Consider the following 9,658-nt stretch of genomic DNA (forward strand, 5'->3'; position numbering starts at 1 on the left):
GTCCCGAAGCATGCAGTCGCATCAGCGAGACCACCAGCGCGTCCTTTCCCGGCAGCGGCACGAAGAAGCCGACCTCTTCGGCCAGTTTGGTCTGGCTATAGTAGGAGCGGTAATATTCGCTGGCATAGAAGCGGTCCGGCGCCAGCTCGCGCATGCGCCAAAAACCTTCCTTGCGCTCGACCGCCGCGTGGTGGAACGGGTCGAGCAGATAAGGCCCCTCCTGATAGAGCGCTACGAAGACGTGGCTTTCGGCTGGCGAGAACGTCTCGAACAGCAGCGGCGGGCGCGAGGCGCCGCGATACCCGAAGACCACACAGTGATCGAAGCTGACATGCTGCCGGAGCCAGGTGACCATCGCCTTGCCGAAAAGCTCGCCGCTCGTCTCCCGTGTCGCAGCGATGAGCGCAGCGAGCTGGTTGTATTCGTCGCTGCGCGATACGTTCAATTTATACCCCTTTAAATGAGAAAATAGACCAAGTATACCACCCGCGAGGTATATACTAGTCACCGTTGGCTCTGATAGCGTCGTGAAAATCGCCTTCGCTGGAGCCCGCAGCTTTGACCGCAGTACCCGATATCGAGTTTCGCGGGGTCACCAAACGCTACGGCAGCGTGACTGCGGTCAGCGGCATCGATCTTGCCATCCCGCCATCTGCCTTTGTCGCTCTGCTCGGGCCGTCCGGCTGCGGCAAGACAACCTGCCTGCGCATGATCGGCGGCTTCGAACAGCCGAGCGAAGGTGCGGTGTTCATCCGCGGCCGCGATATGGCCGGCACGCCGCCCTACCGGCGGCCGGTCAACATGGTGTTCCAGCAATATGCGCTGTTCCCGCATCTGGATGTCGAGGACAACATCGCCTATGGGCTGCGCCAGGCGCGGCCGCGGTTGGCGCCGCGGGAGATCAGCCTGAGGGCAGGCGAGGCGCTCGCCATGGTGCGGCTTGCCGGCTACGGCCGCCGCAAGATCCACGAGCTTTCCGGCGGCCAGCAGCAGCGTGTCGCCCTGGCGCGCGCGCTGGTCAACAAGCCGGCGGTGCTGCTGCTCGACGAGCCGCTGGCGGCGCTCGACAAGAAGTTGCGCACAGACATGCAGATCGAGTTGCAGAACCTGCAGCGCGAGATCGGCATCACCTTCGTCCTTGTCACGCACGACCAGGAAGAAGCCCTGTCGATGAGCGATTTCGTCTGCGTCATGAATGGCGGGCGCATCGTCCAGCTCGGACAGCCCAGCGAAATCTATGACGAGCCCGCCGACCTGTTCGTCGCCGACTTCGTCGGCAAGACCAATCTCTTGAGCGGCAAGGTCGCCGGGCACTCGGGCAACCTCGTCGAGGTAGCGCTTGCCGACGGTACCGTCATAGCCGCGCGCAAGCGGACTTCGCTGCGGCAGGACGAAGCCGTTGCGGTCAGCCTGCGTCCTGAATCTTTAAGCCTCGGCGCGCCGGGAAGCGGCCGGTTCAACGGCATTATCCGCAACCGGATCTTTCTGGGCTCGACCGCGGAATATGCGATCGAGGTCGGGGGTATCGGAACGCTGCTCGCCAAGGCCGATCACCTGATCGGCAGTAAAAATCTCTTCAAGCCGGGTGAACCCGTCGCCATCGGCTTTACAGCCGGAACGCCGCTCGCGTTTCCTGATACCAAGAACAACGGGACCAACCAGAGGGAAAACAAACATGTCGAAATCATATCGTGACGGACTGCCGATAAGCCCCGAAAAATTCGTCGACCAATTGATGCGCCTCAAGCGCGGTTCCATCGGCCGCCGCGAATTCCTTGGCCTCACCGGTCTTGGCATCGCAACGGCGGTGATGGCCCGCGAGCTCGGCATTATGCCGTCGCCGGCCTTCGCCCAAGAGGGTCTTGGCGACCGCATGTCGATCGCCACCTGGCCCAATTACCACGACCCGGCGACGTTCGAGAATTTCAAGGCCGAGACGGGCGTCGCCGTCGAGGTCAATGTGTTCGGGTCAAACGAGGAGATGCTGGCCAAGCTGCAGGCCGGCGCTTCTGGCTGGAGCCTTTTCGTGCCGACCAACTACACGATCTCCACCTATAAGAAACTCGACATCATCGAAGCGCTCGACATGGCCAAGCTCGCCAATTTCGACGGCTCGCAACAGGACCCACGCTTCACTGGGGAAGGCACGATCGACGGCGTGGCCTACGCGGTGCCGAAGAATTGGGGCACCACCGGCTTTGCCGTCAACACCAAGAAGCTCACCAAGCCGATGACGAGCTGGAAGGAATTCTGGGACACGGCCATGGCGGAAGGCGACGGCCGGACCATGGTTCATGATTACCAGCTCACCACGATCGGCAATGCGCTGAAATATTTCGGCTTCTCGTTCAACTCGCTGAAGCAGGACGAACTCGCCAAGGCGGAGGAACTGCTGCTGAAGGTCAAGCCGCATCTGTTTGCGGTTTCCAGCGATTATCAGCCGTCGATGCGTGCCGGCGACGCCTGGATGACGATGTGCTGGACCAATGACGGGGCGCAGCTTCACCGCGACATTCCGGAGATCGCTTATGTGCTTGGCAAGGAGGGCGGCGAGATCTGGACCGACTTCTACGCCATTCCGAAGGATGCGCCCAACAAGCCCGCCGGCTATGCCCTGCTCAACTACCTGATGGACCCCAAAGTCGCGGTCAAGGAGCACCTGGCCAACGGTGCGCCCTCCACCGATGCCCGGGTCAATGCGCTGCTGCCAAAGGAAGTGCTGGCCAATCCGATCCTCTACCCGGCGGCGGATCTGCTGAAGCCGCTGGAATTCGGTGCGGCTGCGACGCTGACCGATCCGGGCCGGGCCGAACTGATGGCGCGCTTCAAGTCGGCTTGAACCGGGCGGGCCATAGGTCCGATGCAGGCAACTCTACCGGCGGGCAGATGTCCGCCGGCACCGGGGCGGTTTTTCAATGCGCAGCAATGTCCTTCGTCACAATCTGCTGACCGCGCTGCTGCTCGGTCCAGCAACCGCGTGGCTGGTGGTCTTTCTGGTCCTGCCGTTCGTCGCGATCGCCGTTTTCAGCGTTGGCGAGCGGGCGCCGGAAGGCGGCTATCAGGCCGCTTTCACCTTGGCGCAATATGCCAATCTTCCGGCGCGGGCGGCCGCCTTCTGGAATACGATGGTGCTGGCGCCGGCGGGCGCACTGGCCTGTCTTCTCGTCGCCTATCCGGTCGCCTACTACCTCGCCTTGCGCGCGCCGGAGCGGTGGCGGCTGATCCTGCTTGCGCTTGTCGTCATCCCGTTCTGGACTAGCCTACTGATGCGAACCTACGCCTGGATGTATATTCTGGGCGGGCGCGGCATCCCGGCATTGCTGGCCTATGTCGGGTTCGAAGATGTGCGGCTGATCAACACGCCGGGCGCAGTCCTGCTCGGCATCGTCTATGGCTATCTGCCGCTGATGATCCTGCCGATCTATGTCAGCCTCGAGCGGCTCGACCGCCGGCTGCTGGAAGCCTCGGCCGACCTAGGCGCAACACCAGTCTCGACATTCCTTGGTGTGACGCTGCGGCTGTCGCTGCCGGGTGTGATGACCGGCTTCTCGCTGGTCATGATCCTGCTGCTCGGCGAATATCTGATTCCGACGCTGCTCGGCGGCGGCAAGGTCTTCTTCATCGGCAACGCGCTGGTCGACCTGTTCCTGCAATCGCGCAACTGGCCGTTCGGATCGGCAATCGCGATCACGCTGGTTCTGGTTTCGGTGGTGGTGCTGCTTGCCGCCAACCGCATTTCGACCCGGCTTTCGGGCGCGCGTCGGGTGGACCTGATCTGATGCGCGCCTTCGTCGTTGCGGTCTTTGCCTTCCTGTACCTGCCGATCGCGCTGGTGGTGCTGTTCTCCTTCAATGTCGGCCGTCACGCCAGCGAGCTCACCGGTTTTTCGGTGCAATGGTACGGCAAGGCGCTGTCGAACCCTTTCCTGGTCGAAGCGCTGAAGAACAGCCTGTTCATCGCCACCACCAGCGCGTTGCTCGCGGCGCTGTGCGGCACAGCGGCGGCGCTGGGCCTGGCGCGTGTCGGCGCGCGAACACGCGCCGTTTTCGATGCGCTTCTCGGTGCTGCGATCGTGGTTCCGGGCGTTGTCATCGGCATCTCGACGCTGGTCGCGCTCGTCCAGCTATTTGGGGTCGTCAATCCGTTTCTCGCGTCGCTGTGGCCGAACGACCAGCCGCCACGGCTGGCGCTCGGCTACGGGTCGATCATTGCCGCGCACGGCCTGTTTTCGATGGCGCTGGTGGCGATGATCGTCGGCACACGCCTCGGCAGCCTCGACCGCAATCTGGTCGAGGCTTCGAGTGATCTTTATGCCACCCCGCTGACGACTTTCCGCAGCATCGTGTTGCCGCAGATCATGCCGGCGGTGATCGCCGGCTTCCTGCTTGCCTTCACATTCTCGTTCGACGATTTCATCGTCGCCTTCTTCGTCGCCGGCGCACAGACGACGTTGCCGATCTATGTCTTTGCCTCGATCCGGCGCGGCGTGACGCCCGAAATCAACGCCATCGCGACGATCGTGCTCGTCGCCTCGGTGCTGCTTGTGGTGCTTGCCCAATGGCAATTGCGCCAACGCAACCCATCAAACTGAAAGTCGCATCATGATTCTGAAAGATCGCATCGCCGTGGTGACGGGCGCCGGGTCGGGCATCGGGCGCGCCGGTGCCATGATCATCGGAAGGGAAGGCGCGGTGGTGGTGATCGCCGACAGGGATCAGGCTGCCGGCGAAGCCACCGCTTTCGACATCCGTGCCGCCGGCGGCCGGGCCGAGGCGATCGCCACGGATGTCGGCGAGGACGCGGCGGTCGAGCAACTCATCGCTGGAACGCTGGGCAAACATGGCCGGATCGATATCCTGCACAATCACGCCGGAGTCCAGGTCGGCGGTACGCTGACCGAAGTCGGCGTCGACGGCATGGATGCCTCGTGGCGGATCAATGTGCGGGCACAGTTCCTCGCTGCCAGGCTCGTCATGCCGTCGATGATCGAACAGGGCGGCGGCGTCATCCTGAATACCGCCTCGAATTCAGGTGTGTTCTACGACCGCGAGATGATCGCCTACGCAACCTCAAAACATGCCGTGGTGGCGATGACCCGGCAGATGTCGCTCGACTATGCCACGCACAATGTCCGCGTCAACGCACTCTGTCCGGGCTGGGTCGATACGCCCTTCAACGAGCCCTTCATCGCCCAGATGGGCGGGCGGGATGCGATCGAACGCTATGTCCGCACCAAGATTCCCATGCAGCGCTGGGCCAGCGCCGAAGAAATAGCCGAAGCGATCCTGTTCCTCGTCTCCGATCGTTCGTCCTTCATGACCGGCCAGGCTTTGGTGATTGACGGCGGCGAGAGCATCGGCTGACATTTCGCGACAATGCGCTTGGCCGTGTCACCTCATACGTGCTTGCGGCCGCCGGCCTCGCGGAACCAGCTGTCGGGATAGGGATACCACCAGTCCTGGATCACCGGCTTGTGGTCGATGATGACCATCTTCGAGCGGCGGAAGGCATCCAGTCCCTGGCGTCCAAGTTCGCGGCCGAGGCCAGACGCCTTCCAGCCGCCGAACGGCAGCGCGTCATTGTCGATCAGCGGATTGTTGACCCAGACCATGCCGGCCTCGAGCCGCTCCGCAGCCTCATGCGCTTCGGCAAGATCGGTGGTGAACACCGAGGCGCCGAGCCCGAACGGGCTGTCATTGGCAAGCTCTATCGCTTCATCGAAATCCTTGACCCGGCAGATCGCGGCGACCGGTCCGAAACACTCTTCGCGCACGATCGCCATGTCTGGAGTGATGCCGGTCAGGATTGTCGGCTCGTAGAACCAGCCGACATTGTGCGCCGGCGGAATGCGTCCGCCGGTGACCGCCTTGGCGCCGCTTCGGATCGCATCGTCGACCAGCCGCATGACTTTCGCCCGCGCCGCCTCGCTGACCAGCGGCCCGATCTCGGTCTTGTCGAGGCCGTTACCGATGCGCAGCGTCCGTGTCTTCTCGGCAAACAGATCGACAAAGCGATCGTGAACGGCATCGACGACGAAGAACCGTTCGGCCGAAGTGCAGACCTGGCCGGTGAGATGGAACGCGGCGGTGACGCTGCCGGCGGCCGCCACGTCCAGCGGGGCGTGTTGGCTGATGATCAGCGGATCGCTGCCGCCGGCCTCGATCACGCAAGGCTTCATGCGCTCGGCGCAGGCGACGGCGACGGCCTTGCCGGCAGCGACCGAGCCGGTGAAGGCGACCGCATGGGTACGGTCGGAAGCGATCAGCGCCTGAGCGGTGGCCGCCCCGCCGGGGAGGCAGGAAACCAGGCCCTCCGGCAGTGAGCGGAACACCTTGATATAATCCAGCGTCGACAATGTCGTCGCCTCGGCCGGCTTGATCACGCAGGCATTGCCGGCGGCAAGCGAAGCGGCGACGGTCCAGCACATCAACAGGATCGGAAAGTTGTAGGGCATGATATGCACCGAGGTGCCGTAGGGCTCGTAGCGCGCATATTGGAACGAACCGGCCTGCGTCGTGCCGGCGACCTTGCCGGCGTCGTCACGCGCCATTTCGGCGTAATAGCGGAAGATCGGTGCGCAATTGGCGATCTCGCCGATCGCTTCCGGATAGGGCTTGCCCATCTCGCGCACCATCAGCTCGGCGCAGCGCGTGAAGTCGGCCGCCTCGATAGCGTTGGCGACAGCATGCAGATGTCTGGCGCGGCTCTTGGCGTCGAGCTTCTTCCACGCCGTTTGCGCCTTGGTCGCCGCGGTGAGCACGGCATCGATCTCGCCGTCGGCTGCGGCAGCGATGGCGCCCACGGTTTCCAGCGTCGCCGGATCGATTACTGGTTTTGCCGCACCGGTCATCGGCCGATAATCCGGATTGACGAAAAAGGTTGGCCGGTCAGCGGAGAATTCCATGGTCTTCCTTTCAACCCGCTCAGCGGATCATGTAGACCTTCTTGATCGTCTCGTGGACAGTGCAAACGCCCTTCCAGTCCTGCGGAAAGAACGCCGCAGTATCTGGTTCGATCTCGATCACCTCGCCGGATTCGTGGACATAGGTGCAGCGTCCCTCGAGGAAATGGCAGAACTCGTCGCGGGTGACATGGCAGTGCCATTTGCCTGGGGTGCAGACCCACAGCCCGCATTCGGAGCGGCCCTCCGGTCCCTTGTGCAGCAGCTTGCCGGAGGTGCGGGATTCGCCCTCGATCATGGTGGGGATGACGCCCCAGTCGACCAGGTCGGTGAGGGCGAGCGGCGATTTCATGATCGGTGTCGGCATGTCGTGAAGCTCCAGTGGCTGGCTTCAGGCCAGCATGTAGATGTTGCGAATGGTTTCGTGGACGGTGCATTCACCCGCCCAGCCGGCCGGGAACATGACCACCGTGGCGGCGGAGACGTCTATCACCTCGCCGTCATCTGATCGGTAGGTCGCGCGGCCGGCAACGAAATGGCACAATTCGTCGTGCGGAATCGCCAGCCGCCAACGGCCGGGCGTGCAGACCCAGATGCCGGATTCCGGCTGGTTGTTCGGCCCCTTGTGGACCAGCCTGCCGGTCGAGTGCGAAGCACCTTCCAGCGCATTGGGCTGGGTGCCCCAGTCGATGAGGTCGGCGCGGGTGGAAGCCTGGTGGAGATGTGGCGCGGAGGAGGTCATGTGGGTACTCCGTTGGTGCGACCCTCATTTTCGAGAGGCCTTCGCTCTACGGCGCCCCCCTTTGTCCTGCCGGACATCTCCCCCACTTGGGGGGAGATCGGCAGCCTCGCCGAGAGCGCCCCATTTGCGAAGTTGGCGATTGGCGAAAGCATTATGATAGCCAATCTCCCTCCTTGTGGGGGAGATGTCCGGCAGGACAGAGGGGGGCGCGAAGGAATGCCATACCCATCAGCCCGGTCACAGCAGTTTCTCCAGCAAACCCGCCGCCTTCTCGGGACCGTTCTGCGCCTGCATCTGCGCCGACGTTTTCGCCAGCTTGGCCCTGATTGCCGAGTCGGTCAGGCACGCTTCGATCTTGGCGATCAGCTCGGCATCGCTCCAGTCGTAGCGCGGCATGCCGAAGCCGTGGCCGGTCTCCTCGACCCTCGTCGCGTTGTCGTGGCCATCCCAGACATAGGGCATGATGATCGCCGGCTTGCCGAAGTAGAGACACTCGGTGAACGAGTTGTTGCCACCATGGTGGATCACCGCATCGACCTGCGGGATGACCGAGGGCTGCGGAAACCAGCTCTCGACGATGACGTTTTCGGGCACTTGCGCGTACTGGTCCTTGTATCCCCCGACATTGACCAGCGCCCGGTAGCGCGTCTTGCCCAGCGTCGCGATGATGCGCTTCAGCAGATCGACATCGCCGGCGCCAAGGCTGCCGAAGGAAACGTAGAGCAGCGGCCCGTCATTGTTTTTCGCGAAGGTCGGCACGGTGTAGGGCTTCTCCTGCCGCACGCAGCCTTCCAGATACTGAAATTTTGCCGGGTCGAGCGGATGGCGGCGCTTGAACTTTGCCGCCTCGGGATAGAGCAGCAGGTTGAGATAGGGCGAAGCCTCGAAGAACTGGCCGATCGGATACGGCGCCTCGTTGTTCGCCTTTAGGAACGCGTTGAAGTCGTCATGGATCGGCTTGATGACCGCGTTGAAATGATCGCGGTAGCGCCGATGGCAGGCGTGGTCATTCTCACCGCAGCCGGACAGATGCGGCGGGATATCCTCGTCCTCGATTTCGTTTTCCGAGCAGGAGATGACGCGCACCCACGGCTTGCCATACTGCTTGATCGCCGGGAACAGGATGACGTTGTCGACGCAGATAACATCCGGCTTGATCGTCGCAAGTACACCAGGCAGGTCCTTCTCGGCCCATTTGGCGCTGTCAACAATCGCCGCCCAGCAATCCTTCACGTAGTTGTCGACCTGGTGGTAGGGCGACTTGCGGAAGTTCGGGATGTGGCCGTTGATGAAGTCTTCCCAGAACTTTGCCATCTGCTCGGGCAGCATCGGCTCGGACAGGTTCACCGGATGAGCTTCGAAGCCGTAGCCCTTGTAGACATCGAGGAAACCAGGGTCCGACAGGAACACCGCTCTGTGGCCGTGCGCCTCGACCGCCTGGGCGATGCCGACCGAATTGAGCGCCGGGCCGTAGGCTGCTTCCGGAAAAAACGCGATCCTCTTCTGAGCCATCAAGCTTCTCCTTCCAATCAATCTGCGAAAATTCTGACGTCGGCGGCATCCCAGCCGAGTTCGACCGCATCGCCCGACGAGACCGGGCGCCGGTCGGCGGCGTCGGCGGTGACGCGCACCAGGAACGGCTTTGGCGACAGAGCGGTGCGGACATGCAGCTGCAGGTCGAGCCCGTGATAGGCGAGCGCCTCGACCGTGCCGGCGATCCGGTTGGCTGTCTCTGGCGACGGGAAAAGCCGGATTCGCTCGGGCCGCACTGAAGCGACCGCCGCTGCGCCGGAAGCCAGAGGCGAGGGAACCGTTCCGACGATCCGTGTGCCGTCCGCTGCCTTCACCCCGTCGGCGGTGGCCTTGCCCGGCACGAAATTCATCACGCCGATGAAGTCGGCGACGAAACGGTCGGCGGGATGCTCGTAGACCGCATGCGGCGTGTCGCATTGCAGCAGCTTGCCGTCTCTCAGCACCGCCATGCGGTCGGCCATGACGAGCGATTCCTCCTGGTC

Annotated in this window: 10 protein-coding genes and 1 pseudogene; 5 read left to right on the forward strand and 6 right to left on the reverse strand. The window is 63.1% G+C overall.

The features are described from left to right. Window positions 1–445: pseudogene (locus EOA86_RS09810) on the reverse strand (helix-turn-helix transcriptional regulator); the annotation flags it as partial. Between the two features lie 113 nt (window positions 446–558). Between EOA86_RS09810 and EOA86_RS09815 the strand changes: the two are divergent. The 5 genes from EOA86_RS09815 to EOA86_RS09835 all read left to right on the forward strand — a co-directional run bounded on the left by EOA86_RS09815 (window position 559) and on the right by EOA86_RS09835 (window position 5,363). Further along, window positions 559–1,695, forward strand: coding sequence for an ABC transporter ATP-binding protein (locus EOA86_RS09815; protein WP_127210875.1), 1,137 nt, complete (start codon window positions 559–561; stop codon window positions 1,693–1,695). Next, complete coding sequence (locus tag EOA86_RS09820) at window positions 1,676–2,839, forward strand: spermidine/putrescine ABC transporter substrate-binding protein (protein WP_127210876.1); 1,164 nt, start codon at window positions 1,676–1,678, stop codon at window positions 2,837–2,839. The genes EOA86_RS09815 and EOA86_RS09820 overlap by 20 nt, the downstream gene beginning before the upstream one ends. Window positions 2,840–2,915: 76 nt before the next feature. Beyond that, window positions 2,916–3,779: an ABC transporter permease gene (locus EOA86_RS09825; RefSeq protein ID WP_127210877.1), complete on the forward strand. Its 864-nt coding sequence runs from the start codon at window positions 2,916–2,918 to the stop codon at window positions 3,777–3,779. Beyond that, window positions 3,779–4,591, forward strand: coding sequence for an ABC transporter permease (locus EOA86_RS09830; protein WP_128341421.1), 813 nt, complete (start codon window positions 3,779–3,781; stop codon window positions 4,589–4,591). Before EOA86_RS09825 ends, EOA86_RS09830 begins: the two co-directional genes overlap by 1 nt. 10 nt (window positions 4,592–4,601) lie before the next feature. Beyond that, on the forward strand, window positions 4,602–5,363 hold the full coding sequence (locus EOA86_RS09835; RefSeq protein ID WP_128341423.1) for a glucose 1-dehydrogenase: 762 nt from the start codon (window positions 4,602–4,604) through the stop codon (window positions 5,361–5,363). A 32-nt stretch (window positions 5,364–5,395) separates the two neighbouring features. Here the strand turns inward: EOA86_RS09835 and EOA86_RS09840 are convergent, their stop codons facing one another. The 5 genes from EOA86_RS09840 to EOA86_RS09865 all read right to left on the reverse strand — a co-directional run. Further along, a complete protein-coding gene (locus EOA86_RS09840; protein ID WP_128341425.1) occupies window positions 5,396–6,904 on the reverse strand; it encodes an aldehyde dehydrogenase family protein in 1,509 nt (502 codons plus the stop codon). Between the two features lie 19 nt (window positions 6,905–6,923). Then, window positions 6,924–7,268: a cupin domain-containing protein gene (locus EOA86_RS09845; protein ID WP_023800538.1), complete on the reverse strand. Its 345-nt coding sequence runs from the start codon at window positions 7,266–7,268 to the stop codon at window positions 6,924–6,926. A 24-nt stretch (window positions 7,269–7,292) separates the two neighbouring features. Beyond that, a complete protein-coding gene (locus tag EOA86_RS09850; RefSeq protein WP_127210881.1) occupies window positions 7,293–7,643 on the reverse strand; it encodes a cupin domain-containing protein in 351 nt (116 codons plus the stop codon). A 237-nt stretch (window positions 7,644–7,880) separates the two neighbouring features. Further along, window positions 7,881–9,155: a glycosyltransferase gene (locus tag EOA86_RS09860; RefSeq protein WP_128341427.1), complete on the reverse strand. Its 1,275-nt coding sequence runs from the start codon at window positions 9,153–9,155 to the stop codon at window positions 7,881–7,883. Window positions 9,156–9,172: 17 nt separating this feature from the next. Next, on the reverse strand, window positions 9,173–9,658 hold a 486-nt coding region (locus tag EOA86_RS09865; protein ID WP_128341429.1), incomplete at its 5' end, for a TOBE domain-containing protein.

Source organism: Mesorhizobium sp. M5C.F.Ca.IN.020.32.2.1, from assembly GCF_004023105.1.
Taxonomy (GTDB): Bacteria; Pseudomonadota; Alphaproteobacteria; order Rhizobiales; family Rhizobiaceae; genus Mesorhizobium; species Mesorhizobium wenxiniae.